Source organism: Granulicella sp. L46 (genome assembly GCF_009765785.1).
In the GTDB taxonomy this organism is placed as follows: Bacteria; Acidobacteriota; Terriglobia; order Terriglobales; family Acidobacteriaceae; genus Granulicella.
Genome location: NZ_LMUT01000025.1, coordinates 591,713 through 613,108, shown reverse-complemented (window position 1 = coordinate 613,108; position 21,396 = coordinate 591,713). Strand labels below are relative to the sequence as shown.

Below are 21,396 nucleotides of genomic sequence, written 5' to 3'. Positions count from 1 at the left end.
TCACGCTGCCATAAGGACCGTATGCCGAAACAGACCTGCCGTATCGGCCCGTTGACGGGTTGTACCACGCCGCACCGGTCACTCCTCCATACGGTCCGTAGGCGCCTCGTGCCACGCCATACGTTCCAGAGTAAGGATGGTAGAACGCGCCGACTCCGTAAGTGATTGGATACGGCCGGTAGATGGGATATCCAAACGGCGGATAGTAATAGTACGGCGGATAGTAGTAGCCCGTGCCATAGGCGATGGTGAGGCCTACCGCTGCCCCTAAGAAGAACATGCCGAGATAGCCCGCCGTATGGTCGGACTCGACCGTGGTTGGAGAAGTCTGGACCTGCGTGACGTATGTGACGTTATACACCGGTGAAGTCGGTGGAATTGTGTAGATCTCCTTCGGTACGGAGCTCGCTACTTTCCACGGACCAGTCGGAGTTGTCGACATAAACCACACGGCTTGAAAACACAGATAGTAAATATCACCAACCTTGATGATCTTGTCCTGCGTATTGGTGGCGTAAGAGAGCGACGTCGATTCAATCGGCTTGAATTGAGGTGACCCGTCGTATTGAACCTTTACCTGGGCCTCAGCTTCCTTTATGTTCACGATCGCGGTCGTAGGAATCTGCGCGAGAAGAACCGCGTCGCTTGCCTCCTGGGTGCCCGGCACCGAAGCGAGCACGTCAGAACTTGGGCCATTGGGCGGAATTTTTGAGAAGTCCGCTGGTAAATCTGCGCCTGCAAAGGTCCATGGTCCATCCAAAGAAACGGAACGGAACCATCGTCCCGAAACCAGGAAATAGTATTTCTGTTCATTCGTTTGAACGAACAAGACGCTCTCCGTGTTGGTCGCACGCGTCAACTGGGTGCCAGGTATTTTGGAATATATGGGCGTACCGTTGAACTGGATCACCTCAGCTGGAACGTTGCTGAAGATTACTGTCGGGGCTGCGCCCGCGGAGCCCTGCGGGGGAATAGCCTTCTTGATTTCCGCCCAGTTGTCGTCAGCGGGAAGCTTGTTCATTTCTTTCGGAAGCTGAGCAGCAACCGTCCATGGACCTTCCAGCTTGGCCGCCGTCAACCATTGCTTTCCGTTTAGCAGGTAATACTTCTTCCCGTCTTTGTCGAACAGCACGGTCCAGTTTGCATTCACGACAAACTCTAGTTTCGTCTTCTCTATGGGCGCGCGCACTTCCTTGTTGTCGATGAGGAGAAGAACGGTCGGTCCCCTGCTAACGAAAATCTTAGGCGGGGTATTGTCCAGTTGAACGGTCGGCGCCGACACTTTGCCTTCCTCCACTTCGGCAGTCAAGCGATCCAGGGAGATGGATATGGTCTTGTCGGGTGCGAAGAAGTTGCGAACCAATTCGGCTAATTTTGCGTCGCCTGCCGCGTCGACAGATGGGAATCGCGCGTCAATCACCTTGATGTCGCTGATCACGACATTGCGCGTCTCTACGTTCGCATCGGTACGCGCCTGGATCGAAACCACACCGGGTGTCGGCTTTCCTCCTACAGGCGTAACCGAGATCGCCATTCGTGCATTCAGGGTGCGGTAGTTCTGCCACTCGTCGATCTGAGGTTGATAGTAGATAATGTGCGCGCCGTTTTGGGTCATCTCACGGGGCCAGCCAATCTCCTGCGCGATCATGAGGCTGGGGATGCCGAAAACAAGGAGTAGAAACGCAACTACCCTTCTCACTTCACTTTCTTGAAATAACCGAAACCTGCGCGTCATTACCGACCTCCGTTTGAATCGATCACCGATACAGGCGCAAAGCACACAGACCTACCCGTTCTATCAAAGGGCGTGCGAATCGTATGTTCCGGGGAAATCGACCGGCAGTCGTTCCCAACTGCCGGCCGTTCCTCGTTATTGCCGCGCCATTGCTACCTGCAGGGCGTGTTCCGGATCGACCAGGTGGTCGACAGCCTCAGCGTCCTCGGCAATGGCAAGCTGGACACCCTTGATGGTGCCCGTAAACTCGTTGCCTCGTGCGCCGTAGTCCGGTGAAACAGGAGATCCTGTATCCACGCCCACGTCGCAGCCGTCATCGGCGGAGAAGACTACCGCTGCCGTCGCGGCAACCTTGCCCTCGCCAACCTTTTTGCCGTCCAAATAGAGAGTCGCGGTGCCGCCCTTGCCCATGCCGCCGCCAGCGTAAGTAAATTCCATGCGAACCTGGTGTTCGCCCGGTGGCAGCGCGTCTGCTGATTCCGCATAAAACTGCTGTATGCCGAGCAGGTTGTAGCAGTACTTCAGCTTGCCTCCCTTTATATAGAGGCTCCATCCGCCGATGTTGCCGCCTTGCGCGATGATTACGCCCTCAGCTCCAGCCTTGGGTATATTGATCTCGGCAGTCACGGCATGCGACTTATTCTTCATGTTGAGGACCGAGTTCTCGGAGAGCCGACCCATATTTCCAAACAGGATCTGGGATTTGCCCTTGATCAAGACCGGCCGACCCGCCAGATCTGAGTTCATCCGCGCGCCGATGTTGTCATCGAGAGGCAGCACATTGAAGCGCGTCGCCTCGATCAGCCACAGTCGTTGCAATTCATGTAACTTTTCAGGCATTTGTTTGGCCAGGTTGTTTGCCTGGCTCCAGTCCTTTGTGGTGTCGTACAGTTCCCACACATCGTCGTCGAATGCAGGCGTCTTCTCACCCTGGAGTAGCCAAGGCGTCTTGTGTCGCGTTACCGCAGTCCAGCCCTTGTGGTAGATGCCGCGATTGCCAAACATCTCAAAGTACTGCGTCTCGTGCTGCTCGGCAGCCTTCGCATCATTGAAGGAATACGCCATGCTGACGCCTTCGATCGGGCGCTGTTGAACACCGTTGACGAACGTCGGTTGAGGCAGACCTGCCAATTCAAGAATGGTCGGTGCGACGTCGATCACGTGGTGGAACTGCGTGCGAAGTTCGCCCTTCCCCTCGACACCCTTGGGCCAATGCACAATCGTGCCGTTGCGCGTGCCGCCAAAATGCGACGCAACCTGCTTTGTCCACTGATACGGCGTATTCAAGGCGTGCGCCCAACCGACCGCGTAGTGGTTGTACGATTCCGGACCACCTAACTTGTCCAGCCGCTCCATCAGGAACTCCGGCGTCTCCAGCGCCGCGGCGCCGTTGAAGTTGATCATCTCGTTGTAGGTACCATTCAGCGTTCCCTCGGCGGAGGCGCCGTTGTCGCCGATGATGTAATAAATCAGCGTGTCCTCGAGGACGTTCAAGCCTTCCAATGCATCGACCAACCGGCCAACGTGGTGATCCGCATACTCCAGGAAACCGGCATAAACCTCCATTTGCCGGATGAGCACTGGCTTTAGCTCTGCAGGCATATCGTCCCACGCGGGAATTTGCGGAGGCCTTGGCGTGAGTTTGCTGTCCGACGGAATGACTCCAAGTTTCAGCTGACGGGCGAAGGTCTCTTCGCGCAGCTTGTCCCAGCCCTGGTCGAATTTGCCTTTGTACTTATCCGCCCACTCAGTTGGGACGTGGTGCGGTGCATGGGTGGCGCCGGGCGCGAAGTACACGAAGAACGGCTTGTCCGGAATTAGAGCTTTCTGTTGACCAATCCAGTTAATGGCCTTGGTTGTCATATCGTCCATGAGGTGATAGCCCTCTTCGGGCGTCTTCTTTACCTCGATCGGCGTGGTGCCTTCATAGAGCGACGGATACCACTGGTGGGCTTCGCCTCCGATGAAGCCGTAGAAGTATTCGAAGCCGCCTCCTCCGGTAGGCCACGCATCAAAGGGACCGGCCGGACTGGTTTGCCAAACGGGAACCTCGTGGCATTTGCCGAACTGTGCGGTTCCATAGCCGTTGAGCTTGAGGGTGCGTGCAAGCGGAGAACAGGTATTTGGCAGGATAGAGTTGTAGCCCGGTGAGCCGGTCGCAATCTCCGTGATTCCACCCATGCCGACCGAGTGATGGTTACGGCCGGTCAACAAGGCCTGGCGCGTCGGCGAACACAGTGCGGTGGTATGAAAGCGGTTGTACTTCAAGCCCTCTGAGGCGAGCCGTTCCGCAGTTGGGGTCGCGCATGGGCCTCCAAACGCGCTGGATGAGCCAAAGCCCGCATCGTCGATCAGAACCACCAGAACATTGGGGGCTCCAGCCGGCGGCATCACGGGAATAATCGGCGGGTACTTGTTCTCCGGATCTTTTGCGTCATACAGGACTATGCCGGAACGCGGCTGATCGGGAATTGGAAGAACGCTACGCTGCAGATTGTCTGGGGTACTCATGGGGGGGGAACCCTTCCTTAAGGTTTGTGGAACCAGAAACGTCGAAGCATCGAGAAAAGAGCCGAGCGCTCTCTTCGAGGTATGTCGGAGATTAAGGGGTTCACCAAGGATGACACAACTGTCAAAACATACAGTCATGCTCTGCCTAACCTCTTTCGGGCGAGCTCTGGTTGAAGGCGACGTGGGCGTTGTTTTCGCAATACAACCAGAGATCCAATAGCGCTTAACGAAATCGTCGGAGCGGGGAAGAATGAACATCTTGGTGAGAATCAGTGTCATAGAAGCCCCGTCACTCAAACCGTTCTTTTAATTCACAATTGAGTCTGAGATAAATGGTCGCCGGAGGAATTCAGTTAGGTCGACCCAGCCAGGAGTATTGCCATGCGACGGAAACGGTCTGAAAGTCTCCTCCGAATTGGACGTACACATGGCCGCTGTAGCTGAATTTCAAAGACTGGTGAATCGTCTTTGGGACGGGAACTGAAATCGTTGCTCCGAGACGAGAATTTGTTTCCAGCGTGTTTGAATTCTCCACGCCATTCAGGCTTGTTCGACCGCCGAACCAGAAATTGCCGTCCAACGACGCCCAAAGTCGAGGCTTGATATCGTAGCTGAGGTGCCCCTGGAAAGACGCCATAGGCTTTTGCGTTTGAGTATTGGTGCCAGGAAAGTACTCGTTGCGCGAGAAGTAATCTGGGTTGGTTGTAAAGAACCAGACGCCTCCATAGGCATCGATCACCCAATGCCCCAAACGACGCGAGTAGCCTAGTTCGGGCCGGAATGACCATCGATTTGCCCCAAGATTGATGAGCCGGGTCGGGTCATATTGACCGAGTGGTGGCAAGACCAGGAGGCTGGCTCCGAGAATCGTCTTTTGATGCCACCTCTTAAACTTCGGTAGGTCCATGGCGGGACCACCGAAAAGGTTTATCGAAAAACGAACCTCTGGGGCTGGCAAACCAGAGCGGTGTCCTGTAGTTTCATCTGCATCTGCCATTGCGGTTCCACTAAAGCTGCCGACTGCGTAGGGTAGAGACGCCGTAATGTTGGTGGACCGGCCCAGCAAACCGAAGGAATGATAATAGGTAAAGGCCGATGTGTAGATCTGCCCATGTGAGTCTGGAACGGGTTCTACGCCATTCAGGAAAATCTCGCCGTTTTGATAAGAGCTAGTCAGGGTAACCGCGTTCGAATGGGTTGGGGCGATGATATACGCGCGCGGAGCGAGGTCCTGGGCATACGCTGCTTCCATGGGCCATGCCAGGAGCAACGCGGCTACGAAGACGGACGCTAAAACTGACCGCATGTTCCTGAATCGTATTGGTCGTCTGACGTTTTGTTTATTGAGCGAGTTCACAGATCGACGCCGACCGGTTTGATGTGGGTGAAGGGTACGTTGACTGTCTGCGCCTGTCGACCGTGAATCGCGGGCATCGCATTGGTCGGATCCCATTTATCCCCGAGTGCATGTTCTCGCTGGGCGCAATCACTTCAGTGCTTCGGCACATGCCGTTCGAACGATCATCTCTTGCGTGATTCAGTCGCGGAACTGTCATAAATAACAGTTTCGAAATGTTCGGTTGGCAATGATGATGATGGTTAGGCAACTACCCTAGGCCCGGAGTTCCATTGGAAGGAACGCGACCCGGCAGACCTTGGTCCGATCCAAGGCAATAAGTCGTCTCGCTTACCAATGAACGGAGATATCTATGGCAACTCCCAAGGAACCACCTGATTTCTCACTAATGTTAGGAGGTCCCCTTTACCAGATCTGGAGGAAGGCTTTCTTATCCGGCCCGGCCTTGGAACTTATTCAGCGCCGAGTGCTTGTCATCACGCTCGTTGCGTGGTTGCCACTCACGATTCTTGCGGCCGCCGAAGGTCACCTCTTCGGCAATCAATCTCTGACGTTCTTTCACGACATTGAGTCGCAGGTTCGCTTTCTGGTAGCGCTGCCGGTACTCATCCTGGCCGAGCTGATGGTCCTGCACCGTCTAGGGCCTGCGGTAAAGCTTTTTGTCGAGCGCGGAATCATCCGCGAAGAGGACAGGCCAAAATTCAATGATGCGATCGAAGGTGCCATGCGCGTGCGAAACTCTGTTTTCGTCGAGCTAGCTCTGTTTGTCGTTGTCTATACGGTTGGTATCTGGGTGTGGCGGAACGAAGTAGCCTTGGGAACGCCGACGTGGTATCGGGTCCCGGACGGCGCGGGCATGCACCTCACGCTAGCCGGCTACTGGTTGAGCTTTGTCAGTCTCCCGATCTTTCAATTTATTTTGCTTCGCTGGTATCTCCGTCTGTCCATATGGTTCCTGTTTCTGTGGCGGGTGTCTCGGTTGAATTTACGCTTGCTGCCCGCGCATCCAGATCGCGCAGGTGGAATCGGATTTTTGGGCGGCAACAGTTTCGCCTTCAGCCCGATCCTGTTTGCTCAAGGAGCCTTGCTGGCAGGGTTCATCGCAAGCCGGATCTTTTATGAAGGTCAAAGCCTCTCGTCGTTCAAAGCGATCATTGCTGGATTGGTCGGATTCTGCGTCGTGTCAATTCTCGGCCCACTCACAATGTTCACGTCTCTTCTCTCTCGAACGAAGGGAGCTGGTATGCGCGAATACGGAACGCTGGCCACGACTTACGTCTCTGACTTCGACCGGAAATGGATTCGCGGAGGCGGCGACGGTGAAGCAATCCTGGGCGCATCCGACATCCAGTCGCTCGCCGACCTCGGAGGCAGTTATAAAGGCGTGGACGAAATGCGACCGGTCCCATTCAGTCTTAATGACACGATCCGATTGGCGGTTGCCGTTGTGGTCCCGATCCTTCCCCTGATATTAACAATCATGCCGCTTGAAGAGTTAGTGACGCGGCTTTTCAAGCTGATCTTCTGACGGATCAAAGCCCTGAAACAGATGAGCGCGGACGTGACACTGCCACGCTATCCCGGGAGGCCGCACATCGTCACTCCCGATGACTGAGGATTTTGGAGACTCGTCGCACACCCCGGGACTTGAATAAGGAGTGCCCGATCGCGCAACAGCGACAGGCCTGTCGCAAGCAACACGACAGGCCTGTCTCAGGGTTAGGGTTTGCACGGAGCGCTAAAAGACGAGTCGAAGCGCTACCTGGCCTGTACGGTTGCCAGCACTCTCTGCCGTCTGCGCAGTGGTCAGCGCGCCGAAGGAACTGGTATTGCTGATATCAGTTTGCGGAGGCGCGAAGTTGGTGTGGTTTAGCACATTGGTGAAGGTCGATTCAAAGCGGAGGTTAACATTTCCATGAATCGGTATGATCTTGGCTAGACCAGCGGCGACCGCGATCGTGCCCGGTCCCTCCAGGCTTCCGACGGCTGCATTACCAACGCGTCCTGCGCCCGCTGGCGGCGGTGCGAACGCGGCGATGTTGAAGTAATCGGCGTTGGTGCGGTGGGCGGGAATCGGGTTCCCTACCCTGTCGGGACGAACCACGGCGATGCCTGCCGCAGCTGGATCCGTGTTGGTCTGGTCGTCGGCCACGCTCATCGTGGGAGTGAGATATGGGCCCGATTCAAGCAGCGTAATGGTATTCACATTCCAACCTCCCAGAATGTAATCCACCACGGTTGAGTGGCTGGACCACTGGCGCCCGCGGCCATAGGGCAGCTCGTAGGTACCGGTGAGAAGGAACCGATTGCGGCGCGTGCCTACGACGTTGCCGCGGTTGCCCTTGATGTTGAAGCGGTCTTCGTCGGCAAGTCCATAGCGGGTCTCACCCTGGAAGGCCGTAGGTGCATCTCCCTGGGCGTCGCTGAGGTCATGCGCCCAGGTGTAGTTGGCCTGGTAGGACAGACCTTTTCCCATTCTGTGCGTTGCCTGCAGCTGTAGAGCCTCATAGTTCTGGTGACCGAGGTTTGCCGTTTGGAAGATCGTGCCCCAGTTCGGAAAGGGTATCGGATTGGGATTGGGCTGTCCTACGGGCACGGTTGTGGGAAGCTGCTGATTGAGATTGGCGGTGACGTTCAGACGATAGGAACTCATACCGACATAGCTGGCGCGCAAGGCGGTATTGGACGTAAGTTCCCGTTCAACCGTAACGTTCCACTGCGCCGTCTGAACATCACGATAGCGGGGGTCGGTAGCTTGTTCCAATTCGCCGCCGCCAATCTGAGCCTGTCCGGCAACGCCCGGAGGCGTAACCTGTGGGAAGGCGAACGACGGTGCGCCAGCTGCGTTGATGTTGGTGTAGGTATAGACGGATGCCACCGGATTGCTTTCGTTGTTGTTCTGCAATTGTCCCAGGGCAGTCACGGTGAAGATGCCAAAACCGGCGCGAAGAACCGTTCTGTCGTCGCCGAACGGACGGTAAGCAAAGCTGATGCGGGGATCAAAATTCCGCATGTAGGTCTGCCTCAGACCTGGCGGCAGACCTTCCTGTTCATTGGACACTACCGGCGTGCATGGAAGTGCGCTCGACGGCGTGTATCCCGGATCTGCAGTCGCCGTGTGTCCAGGGATAGACGCATTGCAGGCGTTGAACGACTGCAGGAAGGCAAGCACCGGCCCTCCATTCCTGCCGTAGAGGTTGGAGTTTACGATCACCGAGTTCGTGTTGGGATCAAAGTTGGCCTGTTGTCCATTCACGTCCACGAACGGAGGAAGCAGTTCCCAGCGCAGACCATAATTGATGGTCAGCCGCTTGTTCACCTGCCATTCATCCTGTGCATAGAAACCATACTGACGACCGCCAGCATCATTGGCAGGTCCGGTCACTGCAAAATACGTTGTATTGGGAATTCCCAACAGCAAATCGCCAAAGGAGCTTCCAGTGAAAATATTCTGGTTGAAGGAGATCAACCCGTAATCGTCGGAGGGTGTCTCGATCTCCGGCACCTGGAATCTCACCCAGCGGATGTCCACACCGCCGCGCACGGTATGTCTCCCGCGGGTCCAGGTAAGGTTGTCCGCCAGTTCATAGGTGCTGGACACTGTGGGGCCTACATGGTCTCTGCCGATGGGCGTGAAGCTGGTGCCATCGTTGAAGAAAATGCTGGGAAAGCCCCCATCGGTTGGATGGTTGGAAACGTCGATTCCCTGAAGTCCCAGCTGCGCGATCGCCTGTGCGCCCTCAATCGGAAAATCCGGAGAGAGAATCGAGTGGGTAAAGCCGTAGCGAAACTCGTTGATCAACGTGGGTGTGAACTCATAGCTATGCGAGACCAGGAAGCTGCGATCATGTTCCGTATCCACATCGTCGGGCAGCAGATTATTCACCGTATTCACCAGCAGGTTCTTCCAGTTGTAGCGGACGAACATCTGTTGTTTCGATGAAATCACCTGATCGATGCGACCGTCGAAACCGTTGGTGCGCGAAGGAACCGGCACCAGCGTTTGGTAATTCAGACCTCCACCAAGATTCGTTGCGTTCGGCAACGGATAGTAATCATTCAGCAAGGTCAGAGACGATTGGCTAAGCGGCGTGGTGATCGTATTGTTGGCAAAGGGCTGTCCGGTCTCCAGTGAGCCAGTCGCCGGGTTGATGATGCAAGGCATCCCGATGGCACAGTTCGGATTCACAATCGGAAGACCGTTCGGGTTGGTGGTGCTGCCCGCAGGCCCAGGATTGAGGATAGGAAACGTAGATGCGATGTCGTTCAGATTGCCAAGTCTGTCCTGCATACTCGGCACGTCATATTGCTCCGCAGTGGACGTGCTCTTGCGATTGCCTTCGTAGTCAAAGAAGAAGAAGGTCTTGTTGTGGCCATTGTAAAGACGAGGAATAGAGACTGGTCCGCCAACACTTCCACCGAAGGTATTGAATCGCTCCGGCGATTTCACGGCGAAGTCATACACCTTCGCGTTTAAGGCATCGTTCTGAAGATATTCGAACAGGCTCCCATGAAATTGGTTCGTGCCAGGTTTCGTTGTAAAGGTCACATCCGCTACTTGGGAAAATTCGGCATTGTTGTCGAACCCGGTCACCTTGAGTTCCGAGATACCTTCGGACGAAGGATACGGATTCGAGCCTAATGCGCCCACCGCGAGCGATACGCCGCTCTGAAAGACGTTCACCGTCGAAACGCCGTCTACTGAGAATCCGACCATACCGGTTGTCGCGCCACCAACCTCGAAGTTGCCGGAGGTGTCCTGTTGCACATCAGGCGAGGCCGCGAGAGCCGCCAGGGGGCTTGTAGTTGTGGCGCGAAAGTTAAGCGGCAACTGGCCGATTTCGCCGGTGTTTAAAGAGTGAACCAGCGTTGCATTTTCTGTGTTGATCTCTGCCGCTGCGGCGCTAACCTCAACGGTGGTCGTCTGCGCGGCAATCTTCATGGTCAGCGCGAAGCGGAGATCCTGGCGAGCGGCGAGTGAGATGCCATCAACAACAGAATCGGCAAATCCAGCCCGTTCGCCTACGATTTTGTACTTGCCGGCGTTGACGTTTTCCAACGTGTAGGCACCCGCTGCGTCGGTCGTTACCACACGATCTGTATTTTCATCGATGCTGTGCAACCTGACCTGCGCGTCCGGGACAGCAGCACCTGAGACATCCTCAACAGTGCCTCGAATGCTACCAAAAGTAGACTGGCCGAAACACCTGCTCGAACAAAGCAACACAACAAGGATTGCGATTACAGTTCCCGCGCTGCGAAATCGATCTGCTACCGCACGGATGTGTGAGGTGCGAGGATTCCGCTCGCGAGATTTCTCAGCATCAAGTAACCACTGCCGCGTCTGCTGCGCCCGCAAGAGGGCAATCGCGTGGCTGTGAAATGCTTCTGCTGAGGTTTCATAAACATTCATTTCTTTCTCCTAACCGGTATTCATGCCGGCTAGGCTTATGTGAATTCGTAACCCACAAAGGAGGCATAAGTAAACCTATTCAAGAGTCTTCGCGACAGACTCTTGACGGCTTTCTTACGACTTTCTTACGAGCTTCGTTCCTATACTGCATTAGGGAAGATTCGTTGTGTCAAATGCGCGCCTCCGTTCGGTTGTGCTGGTCTTGTTTGCTTGTGCCTTCTTGCTCTGCTTTGGCATAGTTGCGAATCATCACCTGAATCTTGCGGCAACAATTTCGGTTTATCTATTCGTCACGCTGGCCATAGCCGACAAAGTCGGTTTTGTGGAAGCGAGCATTGTCTCAGTCGTCGCAACTCTATGCCTGGAGTATTACTTCGCCCCGCCCTTATTCAGTTTTCGCGTGGCTAGTCCTGAGAACTGGACGGCGCTCGCCACCTTTGAAGGGATTTCGCTGATGGTGAGCCGACTCTCTCATCATGCGCGCCAGCAGCAACTCATGGTGCAGAGACAAAGCAGTGAGCAGAAGGCCCTCCATGAACTGTGCCGTGACCTGCTCCTGCTGGATTGGAAGCAATCCCCGGAGCAACAGCTATGCGTCTTAATCGAGAGGAGCTTCCCTCTCCGAGGTGTGGCTCTCTGGAATGCATATGAAGATGCGCTCTCCTGCTTTGGTGAAACCCCTAACGCAGAGGACGCCACAAAAGTCGTTTATTTCAGTGAGCGTAATTACGACGACCTCTCCAATCACACTTCGTTTCGGGTCTTGTATTTCGGAAGTCGCCCTATCGGCGCTTTGATGCTTCATGGACATGCAATCGACTCGTTGACCGTCAACTCGATCGCCTCCATAACAGCTATGGCGATCGAACGCACGCGGCTCCTGGCAAAAGAAATAGATGTTGAGGCAGAGCGGCACTCTGAGCAGCTACGCTCTGCATTGCTGGATGGATTAGCCCATGCTTTCAAGACGCCGCTAAGTACGATTACAGTCTCAAGCTCTGGATTGTTGGCCGCGGGAAAGCTGAGCGCTCAACAAACCAGCCTCATCGATCTCATCAATCAGGAGGCCACTCGCCTTAGCCAACTGACCACTCGCCTGCTGCGCACCTCACGATTAGAGCTCTCTCGTATCGTTCTGCACGAGAAGCTAATCAATGTTCGAACTCTGATTCACGGAGTACTGGACGAGTGCGTCTTTCAACTGCAAGCCAGGATCGTCGATATCTCCATCGCGCCAGAGATGACTGGAGTTCGATGTGACTCCCAGCTGCTCACAATGGCGCTCGTCCAAATCCTCGATAACGCGGCAAAATACGGTCCCCAGGATTCGCGCGTGCAAATTAATGCAGAGCTCTCGGGATCACAGGCGGTCTTTCGAATCCACAATGAGGGCTCTTATATACCGCCCTCAGAGCGGAATATAGTGTTCGCGCGTTTCTATCGCAGCTCGTCCGTGGAGCATCGTGCTCCCGGTACGGGTCTAGGTCTATCGGTAGCGAAAAAGGCTGTAGAGGCACACGGCGGAAAGATCTCGATTGAGAGTGATGTTCAAGCCGGAACAACATTCGTTATTGCAATACCGGCTATTACGGAGCAACTAACATGACTGCATTGGGATCGTTATTGATCGTCGAAGATGACGAGGCGTTGCGCCAAAGCCTGCGAAATACGCTGGAGGCTGTGGGATTCTGCCCTGAAGGTGCATCGTCTGGTGAAGAAGCATTGCTCGCGCTGCAGCATCGTCCATTCGAAACGGTCTTGCTGGATGTAAACATGCCTGGCATCGGAGGCATGGAGACTTGCCGGCGCATTCATCGAATATATCCACTCCTACCGATTCTTGTGCTTACGGTGAGAGATGAAGAAAGGGACAAAGTCGAAGCATTGGATGCGGGAGCAGACGACTACATTACTAAGCCCTTTCAGTTTCTGGAACTGACCGCGCGGGTGCGTTCCGCGGTCCGTCGCTTCAGGGCAAAGGCCGCCCCTCCCGCCCACCCGATCACTATCGGCGACATCACCCTTGATCCATCTACGCGCCGTGTCATAAAACGTGGAGTGGAAGTTCGTATGACGCCGAAGGAGTTTGAACTACTACAGACGCTCATGCGGCACGCAGGCCGTCCGCTGATGCATCAACGACTGTTGGCGCTTGTATGGGGTGCGGAATACGGCAGAGAGCGAGAATACCTGCGAACGTATATGAGCCAGTTGCGGCGGAAACTGGAGGATGATCCTGCTCATCCGGTGTACCTGCTCACGGACAGTTACGTTGGCTACCGCTTCCGTGACCTATAGAACGACAGCCGTGGAACTGTCCTGATGTGCGTGGACCTCGCCCAACACGTTCCGACTGTCGCTATACAAATGACTCGCGGTCGTCGTGTATAAGAGCAGAGACATTTACCTTTGGCTTTATGCCATTTTTATGGGTTAGCTGTTGTGATGATTCTTGTCGGTGTTAAGCACAGACGGAGCCAACCCATGAATACTTTTCGCACACGTAGACCGCTGCTGGTGAAAGCGAGCCAATGCACTCACGATGCCTCGATCGTTACCGATCTCGGAAAGCGTCACGTTCGCACCGGGGACTGGATCATTGAAGGCGAAAATCACGAGCAGTACGTTGTAGACGACGCCTTCTTCCAGCGTACGTTTGTATCTATCCCCTGGGAGCCTTCTGAGCAAGGAAAGCAATACGGCTGTTAAACCGGTAGAGAGCGATCGACTCTTCGCGGACCCTGTTGGGCTATGCCGATCATCAAAATCGACGGTTCGCCATTCGCCGCGCACTGCGGGCGTATCGGGATACAGCACAGGCAAACTGATCCGCCACGCGTTCAACCTCATGACTGGCTTTAGCTCTCTGCCGTGCTGCATATCGCCGCCGTCGACCCACTCTTGGTCAGCTGCGAAGACGTCACCGGCGCAGACCTCGAGCACGAAAAGGAAGTCTACCGCGCCCAGGCCGCAGCGACTGGCAAGCCGGCCAACATCATCGAAAAGATGCGCGAAGGCAAGTTCTACGAAGAGTTCTGCCTCCTCGACCAAGCATTCATCAAGGAGTCTTCGCAGACCGTCGGCCAGCTCATCGCCTCGAAGGTCGCGAAACTCGGCGAAAACATCAGCGTCCGCCGCTTCGCCCGCTTCAAAGTAGGTGCGACCGACTGGACAGTCGCCCGAACCAAAGCCGCAGGAACCGAAGAAGCCTCGGCCTAATTTAGCTGATCATCAAACACAAAAGCCCGGGCCCACAGTTCGGGCTTTTCTTCGCCTCCCAGCGGCGCATTCTGACTACTTACTTCGCATCATAGCGCTCAATCTTATAGACGATGTAGTTAGGTCTCTGACGAGTGTTTTGCAAAGTGAGCCAGAGATACTGACCCACAACACCCAGTCCTATGCTCGTGAGCGCTCCAAAAAACATCACGCTCAACACAATAGCCGTATATCCCGGAACCTGAACGCGTCCCGTAATCCTCGCAAACAAAACCGTCAGGATGCCGAGCAGCGCGAGCACAAGAGCAACACCGCCACAATAAAAGAGTAGAGTGATCGGAATATCGGTGAAATTGAAGATGCTATTGATGGAGTAGCGTAGCTTCTTCCTCCAGGTAAACGGCTGAGTGCATACTATGCTCGTATCGACTACTATGTGGAGATGACCGACATCGAAGCCGTGATTAGGCTTTGGCAACTACCACAATTCATCGCTGTTGCTTGCGTGCATTATGGCGTACGAGATTAGGACCAGTCATTCATGTTTACGGTTTCCGTTGTCATTCCTGTCTATCGTGCAGAGCAGACACTGTCCGATTTATACCGACAGCTCTCCGATGCGATGTCGGAACTAACGTCGGTTTTCGAGATTATTTTTGTCGAAGATGGGGGAGGCGATGGTTCCTGGGCGATTATTGCCGACTTGGCCCGCTCAGACCACCGGGTGCGCGGTATTAGGATGAGCCGAAATTACGGTCAACACAATGCGCTGCTCTGCGGCATCATGGCGGCAAAGCACGAGATCATCCTTACAATGGACGACGATCTGCAGCATCCGGTCAGCGAGATCGCACCAATGCTGGCGGCGCTGAAGCCAGAGTACGATGTCGTCTACGGCGCGCCGCAAGAGGAACACCATGGATTTCTTCGCGATCTCGCCTCGCGCATGACCAAAACGGCACTCGCCAGCACCATGGGCGCTGAGACCGCCCGTAACGTGAGTGCCTTTCGTGTTTTCCGTACTCGGCTGCGCGAGGGCTTCCGGGAGTACCGCAGTCCATCTGTATCGATCGATGTGCTTCTTACTTGGACAACCGCGCGCTTTACCGCCATCAAGGTTCGCCATTCACCGCGCACTGCGGGCGTATCGGGATACAGCACAGGTAAACTGATCCGCCACGCGTTCAACCTCATGACTGGCTTCAGCTCTCTGCCGCTGCATTTCGCCAGCATTCTTGGCTTTGTATCCTTCGTGTTTGGTTTTGCAATATTGGCGTTTGTCTTGGCCAACTATTTGATCCAGGGTGCCGCAGTGCCTGGATTCACTTTCCTTGCTTCTGTGGTTGCTATTTTCTCTGGCGTGCAGCTCTTCGCTCTCGGTATCTTTGGTGAATATCTCGCCCGCATCCACTTCCGCAGCATGGACCGCCCTCCCTACGTCATCGGAGAGATCGCCGCTTTGTCCGAGTCCGACGCAACTGTCACAGAACCGGTTTCGCATCCTACTCGGGAGAATAGATTTGTTTAACTATGTCGAGGAACGATCAGAGAGCAATGCGTTGAGTATTACCTACCATCTGACGCCTTGGGACGAGCCGATTTTCGAAGGTAACACAGCCGCCATCGCATCGATACATGTGCGGGTAGAGAAGGACGCGGCACCCGCATTTGAGAGCTTTCGAAATTGGTGCATGCAGAACCAAACCAAGTTAGTTAGCTGCCGCCTAGCCCAAGATCAGTTGACCGAATGTGGGTTTCTGGAAAGACAGGGCTTTCGGTTCATCGAGTTGAACTACCGCCCGATCGTGGTCGGGCTTAGCAGGTTTTCAGACGATACGGAGATCACCATTTGTGAAGCCCTCCCGGAGGATTGTGGAGAAATATCTGGATTTGCTGAGCAGATATTTACAACTGGCCGGCTACACGTTGACCCGCAGATTGGCCCCGAAATCGGTAACCGCCGCTATGGAATGTGGGTCGAAAACGCCTTCAGCAATCCAAATCAGAGTGTGCTGAAATGTCTGATGGAAGGCTGTATTATCGCCTTCTTTGTGGTTGAGCAACCAACCCCCGTAAGCCGATTTTGGTCCTTAATCGGGCTGGCCCCAGGACTGGGCGGCCACGGCCTTGGGCGGCGCGTCTGGCAGGCGATGCTTGCTTTCCATCACCGCGAAGGGGTCGAGGAGGTTTCCACCAGCATCTCGTCCCACAATGTCGCGGTGCATAATCTTTATGTTTCCTTGGGCTTTCGCTTTCCCGCACCCAGCATCACACTCCACTGGTGTCCATTCGGGGCACTGAGGTCACCTGCTTAAGCGATACTGGGTATTTCCCGACTCATAATCCTTCCAGCGAGCTCAATACTATGGCAATCCACATTCCATTTAACAAACCGTGCATCGTAGGCTCCGAGCTTATCTATGTTGGTCAGGCAGTCTCTGGCGGACATGCCAGCGGTGATGGGCCGTTCACCCGGCGGGCGCAGAAATTGATGGAGGACCGGTTCGACGCACGGCGCATTCTGCTTACCACTTCCTGCACGGCAGCGCTTGAGATGGCGGCGCTGCTCTGCAAACTCGGTCCAGGCGATGAAGTGATCCTCCCTTCGTTTACCTTCGTCTCCACAGCGAATGCGATCGTGCTGCGAGGAGCCACCCCGGTATTCGTCGATATTCGATGGGACACACTGAATATTGACGAGCGGCTTATCGAAGCCGCCATCACGCCACGCACGCGGGCAATCTTTCCTGTTCATTACGCCGGTGTTGCCTGTGAGATGGACGAGATAATGGCGATCGCGCGGCACCATAACTTGATGGTTGTCGAAGATGCGGCGCAGGGCGTCTTCGCCAAATACAAGGACCAATGGCTCGGTACCATTGGCCACATGGGCTGCTATAGCTTTCATGAGACCAAGAACTTCTCGTGTGGCGAGGGGGGCGCGCTGACGGTCAACGATCCGGATTTGGAGAAGCGGGCCGAGATCCTGCGAGAGAAGGGCACCAACCGCAGCCAATTTTTGCGCGGGCAGGTAGACAAATATACGTGGGTCGACATCGGCTCTTCCTACATTCTGTCCGACATGCTGGCTGCTTTCCTACATGGCCAACTGGAGAACATGGAGAAGATCACAGCCCGTCGAGGCGAAATCTTCAACCGCTACGAAAGCCTGCTCGCACCTCTGGTCGAGAGCGGCCGGATTCGCACCCCTTTCATTCCGGAACACTGCACCTCGAATCACCATATGTTCTATCTCCTGGCGGCAAACCAGGACGAGCGAGAAGCGCTGATCGCACACCTCCGCAAGGCAGGCATTCTTGCGGTCTTTCATTATGTGCCTCTGCATTCCTCTCCCTTCGCTAAATCTCTCGGCTTGTCAGAGCCACATCTCCCAGTAACGGATGATACGAGCAGCCGTTTGCTCCGGCTGCCAATGTACTATGATTTGAGCGATCGAGATGTAACGGAAGTCGCCTCATCGGTGCTCGACTTCTACAAGAATTGGAGCTCCAAATAGTCATGCGGCTTGATCTCGCAACGCTGGACCCATCCCTAGAGCAACGTCAGCCCGGGCTTTGGTTCGCGAGGCAAGACGGAACTCAAGTGTCCTATCCGGCCCACGGGAATGCTGCTTGTCTTGCGATCGAGGATCGTTCGTTCTGGTTCCGGCACCGCAATCGCGTGATTCCCGCATTGTGCCTCCACCACCGCACAACGATGCGTTATAACCGTCGACTTGCCGTGGCGTGATAAATTGGGAATTAGAGAACCAGTTTTTCCACGGCAATAGTGGACTCAGAATCCGAGAGGCAGATGATTCAATCCATTCGTTCTATTCTGGCCGTTCCGGCCGCCTACCAGTTGTGGTGGAATGTTGTCGGCGGACCCGCTTGGGCAAAGGTTTTAGTAAACCAATATGTTCAGCCAGCAGTTGGCGCCCGAATTTTAGAGATCGGGTGCGGACCTGGGACCATCGTGCGTTACCTACCGCCTTCCGAGTATTTGGGATTCGATTTAAGTCCCAAGTACGTCGAACAGGCAAAGAAGCGGTTTCCAGAGGCACACTTTGTCTGCGAACGAGTCAGTCAGTTCTCACTCGCCAAAGAGCAGACGTTTGACGTGGTGCTGGCGCTTGGGATTGTGCACCACCTCGACGATGCAGAAGCGCGGCAATTATTTCAGATTGCATATGATGCTTTAAGGCCGGGTGGCAAGCTGGTTACCGTTGATGGTGTGTACGCCGACGGCCAGTCCCCCACCGCGCGGTGGTTGTTGTCAAAAGACCGGGGAGAATACGTAAGGAGCGAGAGGGAGTACGTGGGAATTGCGTCTCAGGTATTCAGCAATATTAGACCGAGCGTACGCCACGATCTCTTGCGTATTCCATACACACATCTGATTCTGGAATGTATCCGGTGATGGGTTCCTTCACAAAGGAACCGGAGAACATGACGACGAATCGCGAGGCACCTCAGACGGTCTCGACAATCGCTGTGCTGGCCTGCGCGTGGCCTGCGTTACTTCTCGCCACGGTGTGCCTTCTCCCATTTCTGAACAAGGCTTTCATCAATGACGATCCGTGGTTTCTCACCATGGCGCAGCAGATTGTCAAGCACCCGATGCAGCCGATGGATTTTAGTATTTGCTGGAACCTCTCTGTTAACTGTTTGAGGCCTGGAAATGCCCTGTTTGGAGAAGAAGCGATAGGTTATGTACTCGTGCCGACCGTTCTGGGCGGCGCTCACGAGTGGATGGCACACCTCACGCAACTGGCGCTCGTCTGGATTGCGGTGTTGGCGATGACTTCGCTGGTCTTTCGCTTCGGATGGGATCGGGCTCATGCAATCACGGGCGCTCTGCTTTTGGTGGCCATCGCTCCTTTTCTTCCCATGGCCAGCACAGCGATGCCCGATATTCTCGCGACAGCCCTCGCGCTGGTGGCAATAGAACGCCTCGCAGCCTGGAAGGCCGAACAGAAAGGTAGTCAGGGCGTGGCGGCCGCCATCGCGTTGGCCCTCGCAGCCTATGCGCGCCCACACCTCGTGCTTCTCCTCCCTCTCGCGGCATTTTTTCTGCTCAATAGCATCCAACCCAGGGAGATTGTGTCGCAGATCCGAAGGAAAGTATGGCTTTGGACACCGGTTATCGCTGGCACTGTTTTACTGTTGGCAATCATCGCTGCTACCCATGTGCATAGTCGGGCGGCCGATAGTCCGCCATCCGTTTACACGGGAACACAGTACATACGAAATAATCTTCATTGCTATCTGATGTACTTCGTTTTTCCTCTACCCCTGGCCGTCTGCTGGATTGCGAACCGTTTGAAGACCGGACGGCCGCTGATCGTGATCATCTTTACTGGGTTGGCGGTCGTCTTGTTTTTGCGTCATGAACATTCGCTTGTCCTGTCCCTCGCGATTGTCGGGTTCGGCGTGCTGGCCGACCTGCTTATCGAAGCGTTGCGAAAGCGCGATCATACTGCTGTCTTCCTCCTGCTCTGGATTCTGATTCCTCTTCCTGTCGTCTACTACATTCAACTTCCGATGAAGTATCTGGTTCCCTGCCTGCCCGCCATCATTTTCCTCTGCTTCCGGCTGATGGAAGGTTTTTCGTTCAGGGTAGCCCGGGCCGCGGCCGTCGCGTTGATCGTTGTCAGCACCGGCTATTCTCTACTGATTCTTCGTTCGGACGCTGAGTATGCGGAATTTGGCCGGGATGCCATGTTTCGTTTGATTCAGCCGCACGTTGCAGCGGGCGAAAGAGTATGGTTCGGCGACCAGTACTCGGCTTATTGGTACGCGCCTCTGGCTGGGGCAAAGCTCACCTTCCCGGGCGGCCCTCAACCAAAGCCGGGGGACCTGCTGGTGGTGGGCCGGCTCGAAGCAGAAGACAGATCGCTGGCCCTTTTCCCGCATCGCACATTGGTCGGCGAGCTAACCCACAAGTATCGGTTTGGAAGAACCATGGGAGCTGGAATGGGCCTCTACAGCAATATAGGGGGTTACTGGCTGTGGGGATTTGGCGACAGTGAGAGCGACCGATATGAACTCTGGAGAATAGACTAAGATCCAATCACCACCCGAATGCAAGTGTAGTCGCCAGCCCTAAAGCGACTGCCAAAACCGGGCTTGAACTGGAGCCGCTCTGGATCACTTACAGTTGCCCTTAAACGGCGCTCGGAGCAAGCTCGAGTGCATCTTCCTCCGCATAAATTCCGCCGGGCCAGCAGCATGCTGACCACTTCTCACTCCCGCGACGCTCGCTGCGTCGGTCCAATGCCCTTCGATACCTTACCAACATTGGGACCTCTCTCGTATTTTTTTGAAGCTGAACTTTTCATCTTCCAATGAAGGCCGCATGTAGAATCAAGCGATCCTTGATTCAGCTATTTTGCTGTTTCCGACGCCTCTGAGCTTCACTTCGCGGATAGAACATCGTTCCTCAGCGTAGCTCGTGCGTACAAACGTTGCAGGAGCGATTTCTTGAACTATCGCGTGTTCGGCTGCTATCCCTCGTCCTCGCCACTCTTCCATTTAGCACAGCCGCCAACGCCGCACAGATAACCTTGACCGGCGATGCGAGCGTCAGCACTGCGCGACCGTCGACGAACTTCGGCACTCTCTCGAACCTCTACGTCGGAAACGGCAACTCGGCGTTCCTGCAATTCGATCTCAGCACGCTGCCGGCCGGAACCACCTCCGCACAGATCGCGCGCGCGACCCTCACTGTCTTCGTCAACCGCGTCAACACAGCCGGCTCCGTCACCCTCGCTCCAGCCACCTCTGCCTGGAGCGAGTCCTCCGTCACCTCAACCTCCGCCCCCACCCTCGGCACGACTGCCGGCATCTTCATGGCTTCCGCTCCCGGCCAGTACGTCACACTCGACGTCACTACGCTCGTCCAAAACTGGGTCACCACGCCCGCCACCAACTTCGGCGTCGCCCTTACCTCCGACTCCGCCAACCTTCTCCTCGAGCAAAGAAAATGACGAGACCGGCCACGCCGCCACCCTCGACATCACCATCACCTCCGAGGGCGCAACCGGGCCGCAGGCTATTCCCGGACCCCAGGGCCCCGCCGGTCCCGCAGGCGCGAACGGTGCCAACGGAATCCCCGGCCCCGTCGGTCCTTCCGGCGCCCCCGGAGCCATCGGTCCCGCTG

The 21,396-nt window shown here is 55.3% G+C and carries 15 protein-coding genes and 1 pseudogene; 11 read left to right on the top strand and 5 right to left on the bottom strand.

Going from position 1 to position 21,396, the window contains the following annotated elements; translation table 11 throughout:
* The 3 genes and pseudogenes from GSQ80_RS22505 to GSQ80_RS22495 form a co-directional block, all read right to left on the bottom strand.
* Positions 1–1,699: pseudogene (locus GSQ80_RS22505) on the bottom strand (hypothetical protein); the annotation flags it as partial.
* A gap of 171 nt (positions 1,700–1,870) precedes the next feature.
* Positions 1,871–4,246, bottom strand: coding sequence for an arylsulfatase (locus GSQ80_RS22500; protein ID WP_158789855.1), 2,376 nt, complete (start codon positions 4,244–4,246; stop codon positions 1,871–1,873).
* Between the two features lie 349 nt (positions 4,247–4,595).
* Entirely contained in the window at positions 4,596–5,498 is a 903-nt protein-coding gene (locus tag GSQ80_RS22495; RefSeq protein ID WP_254059870.1) for a transporter, read from the bottom strand.
* Between the two features lie 457 nt (positions 5,499–5,955).
* On the opposite strand from GSQ80_RS22495, the gene GSQ80_RS22490 reads away from it, so the two are divergent.
* Entirely contained in the window at positions 5,956–7,131 is a 1,176-nt protein-coding gene (locus tag GSQ80_RS22490) for a hypothetical protein (RefSeq protein ID WP_158789853.1), read from the top strand.
* A 210-nt stretch (positions 7,132–7,341) separates the two neighbouring features.
* Here the strand turns inward: GSQ80_RS22490 and GSQ80_RS22485 are convergent, their stop codons facing one another.
* Positions 7,342–11,016 carry a carboxypeptidase-like regulatory domain-containing protein gene (locus GSQ80_RS22485; RefSeq protein WP_158789852.1) on the bottom strand — a complete coding sequence of 1,225 codons (3,675 nt, stop codon included), beginning with the start codon at positions 11,014–11,016 and terminating at the stop codon, positions 7,342–7,344.
* 166 nt (positions 11,017–11,182) lie between these two features.
* Here GSQ80_RS22485 and GSQ80_RS22480 point away from each other — a divergent pair, with 166 nt between their 5' ends.
* The 4 genes from GSQ80_RS22480 (at position 11,183) to GSQ80_RS22465 (ending at position 14,235) form a co-directional block, all read left to right on the top strand.
* Entirely contained in the window at positions 11,183–12,622 is a 1,440-nt protein-coding gene (locus tag GSQ80_RS22480; protein ID WP_158789851.1) for an ATP-binding protein, read from the top strand.
* On the top strand, positions 12,619–13,314 hold the full coding sequence (locus GSQ80_RS22475; RefSeq protein WP_158789850.1) for a response regulator transcription factor: 696 nt from the start codon (positions 12,619–12,621) through the stop codon (positions 13,312–13,314). Before GSQ80_RS22480 ends, GSQ80_RS22475 begins: the two co-directional genes overlap by 4 nt.
* A gap of 186 nt (positions 13,315–13,500) precedes the next feature.
* Complete coding sequence (locus GSQ80_RS22470; protein ID WP_158789849.1) at positions 13,501–13,725, top strand: hypothetical protein; 225 nt, start codon at positions 13,501–13,503, stop codon at positions 13,723–13,725.
* A 162-nt stretch (positions 13,726–13,887) separates the two neighbouring features.
* On the top strand, positions 13,888–14,235 hold the full coding sequence (locus tag GSQ80_RS22465) for a hypothetical protein (protein ID WP_371315759.1): 348 nt from the start codon (positions 13,888–13,890) through the stop codon (positions 14,233–14,235).
* A 79-nt stretch (positions 14,236–14,314) separates the two neighbouring features.
* Here GSQ80_RS22465 and GSQ80_RS22460 read toward each other — a convergent pair whose 3' ends face one another.
* Positions 14,315–14,713, bottom strand: coding sequence for a hypothetical protein (locus GSQ80_RS22460; RefSeq protein ID WP_216850528.1), 399 nt, complete (start codon positions 14,711–14,713; stop codon positions 14,315–14,317).
* Positions 14,714–14,776: 63 nt separating this feature from the next.
* Between GSQ80_RS22460 and GSQ80_RS22455 the strand changes: the two genes are divergently transcribed.
* The 6 genes from GSQ80_RS22455 (at position 14,777) to GSQ80_RS22430 (ending at position 21,223) form a co-directional block, all read left to right on the top strand.
* Positions 14,777–15,763 carry a glycosyltransferase family 2 protein gene (locus GSQ80_RS22455; RefSeq protein WP_158789848.1) on the top strand — a complete coding sequence of 329 codons (987 nt, stop codon included), beginning with the start codon at positions 14,777–14,779 and terminating at the stop codon, positions 15,761–15,763.
* Entirely contained in the window at positions 15,756–16,550 is a 795-nt protein-coding gene (locus GSQ80_RS22450) for a GNAT family N-acetyltransferase (protein WP_158789847.1), read from the top strand. The genes GSQ80_RS22455 and GSQ80_RS22450 overlap by 8 nt, the downstream gene beginning before the upstream one ends.
* A gap of 50 nt (positions 16,551–16,600) precedes the next feature.
* Entirely contained in the window at positions 16,601–17,752 is a 1,152-nt protein-coding gene (gene rffA, locus GSQ80_RS22445; RefSeq protein WP_158789846.1) for a dTDP-4-amino-4,6-dideoxygalactose transaminase, read from the top strand.
* A 296-nt stretch (positions 17,753–18,048) separates the two neighbouring features.
* Positions 18,049–18,654 carry a trans-aconitate 2-methyltransferase gene (locus GSQ80_RS22440; RefSeq protein WP_158789845.1) on the top strand — a complete coding sequence of 202 codons (606 nt, stop codon included), beginning with the start codon at positions 18,049–18,051 and terminating at the stop codon, positions 18,652–18,654.
* Positions 18,655–18,683: 29 nt separating this feature from the next.
* The gene (locus tag GSQ80_RS22435) at positions 18,684–20,300 is read left to right on the top strand and encodes a hypothetical protein (RefSeq protein ID WP_158789844.1); all 1,617 of its coding nucleotides are present in this window, start codon (positions 18,684–18,686) and stop codon (positions 20,298–20,300) included.
* Positions 20,301–20,701: 401 nt separating this feature from the next.
* Positions 20,702–21,223 carry a DNRLRE domain-containing protein gene (locus GSQ80_RS22430; RefSeq protein ID WP_158789843.1) on the top strand — a complete coding sequence of 174 codons (522 nt, stop codon included), beginning with the start codon at positions 20,702–20,704 and terminating at the stop codon, positions 21,221–21,223.
* Positions 21,224–21,396: the final 173 nt, after the last annotated feature.

Excerpts from the sequence above, each read along its gene's own strand:
- GSQ80_RS22500 (WP_158789855.1), bottom strand. The coding sequence starts at position 4,246 with ATGAGTACCCCAGACAATCTGCAGCGTAGCGTTCTTCCAATTCCCGAT.
- GSQ80_RS22495 (WP_254059870.1), bottom strand. The coding sequence starts at position 5,498 with ATGGAAGCAGCGTATGCCCAGGACCTCGCTCCGCGCGCGTATATCATC.
- GSQ80_RS22490 (WP_158789853.1), top strand. The coding sequence starts at position 5,956 with ATGGCAACTCCCAAGGAACCACCTGATTTCTCACTAATGTTAGGAGGT.
- GSQ80_RS22485 (WP_158789852.1), bottom strand. The coding sequence starts at position 11,016 with ATGAATGTTTATGAAACCTCAGCAGAAGCATTTCACAGCCACGCGATT.
- GSQ80_RS22475 (WP_158789850.1), top strand. The coding sequence starts at position 12,619 with ATGACTGCATTGGGATCGTTATTGATCGTCGAAGATGACGAGGCGTTG.
- GSQ80_RS22470 (WP_158789849.1), top strand. The coding sequence starts at position 13,501 with ATGAATACTTTTCGCACACGTAGACCGCTGCTGGTGAAAGCGAGCCAA.
- GSQ80_RS22455 (WP_158789848.1), top strand. The coding sequence starts at position 14,777 with ATGTTTACGGTTTCCGTTGTCATTCCTGTCTATCGTGCAGAGCAGACA.
- rffA (WP_158789846.1), top strand. The coding sequence starts at position 16,601 with ATGGCAATCCACATTCCATTTAACAAACCGTGCATCGTAGGCTCCGAG.
- GSQ80_RS22440 (WP_158789845.1), top strand. The coding sequence starts at position 18,049 with ATGATTCAATCCATTCGTTCTATTCTGGCCGTTCCGGCCGCCTACCAG.
- GSQ80_RS22435 (WP_158789844.1), top strand. The coding sequence starts at position 18,684 with ATGACGACGAATCGCGAGGCACCTCAGACGGTCTCGACAATCGCTGTG.